The organism is Flammeovirga aprica JL-4 (genome assembly GCF_012844305.1).
GTDB lineage: Bacteria > Bacteroidota > Bacteroidia > Cytophagales > Flammeovirgaceae > Flammeovirga > Flammeovirga aprica.
Map to the genome: position 1 here is coordinate 1 of NZ_JABANE010000350.1, position 724 is coordinate 724.

At 34.3% G+C, this 724-nt stretch carries 1 protein-coding gene; it reads left to right on the forward strand.

The window, feature by feature from the left end:
* Window positions 1–705: InlB B-repeat-containing protein (locus tag HHU12_RS34310; RefSeq protein ID WP_169661202.1), on the forward strand; the 705-nt coding region annotated here is incomplete at its 5' end.
* Window positions 706–724: the final 19 nt, after the last annotated feature.

Here is a 724-nt window from a genome sequence, read left to right on the forward strand (position 1 = left end):
TTATATTCAAAGTATTCACCAATAGAATATTCAATTACTTATGAATCAAATGCAGGTTTGCATACGAATGCAGGTTCTTATACGATTGAATCTTCAGATATCACATTCACTTCAGCGACGAAGTTAGGTTACACGTTCGAGGGCTGGTACTCAGAGTCAGAATTCACAAATGAAGTGACATCTATAACAGCAGGAAGTACAGGAGATGTTACATTATATGCTAAGTTTACACCGATCAGTTATAAGATTACCTATAACACAGATGGAGGAACGCATTCAAATCCTGAAACTTATACAATCGAATCTGAAACAATTAAACTAGCTGAAGCATCAAAAGAAGGTTTTACTTTTGGAGGTTGGTATTCAGAAGCCGATTTTACAAATGAGGTAACTGAAGTGACATCGGGAAGTGCTGTTGACATAGTAGTTTACGCTAAGTGGACTGCTAATGGAGGTAACGTAACATCAATCAGTGATATTGAGACTACTGTTTCTATCTATCCTAATCCTGTTGTTTCTACTTTCAAATTAGAATCTTCAACAAAAGTAATTAGCTTACAATTGTTTGATTTAAACGGTACGAAAGTAAAGCAATTTGAAGTATCTCAATCTTATTATGAAATTGGTAATTTACCATCAGGTACATACATCCTTAGTATAGCATCTGAATCAGGTATAACAAATAAAAAACTGATCATTCAGTAGCAATTGATAAGGAGACCAA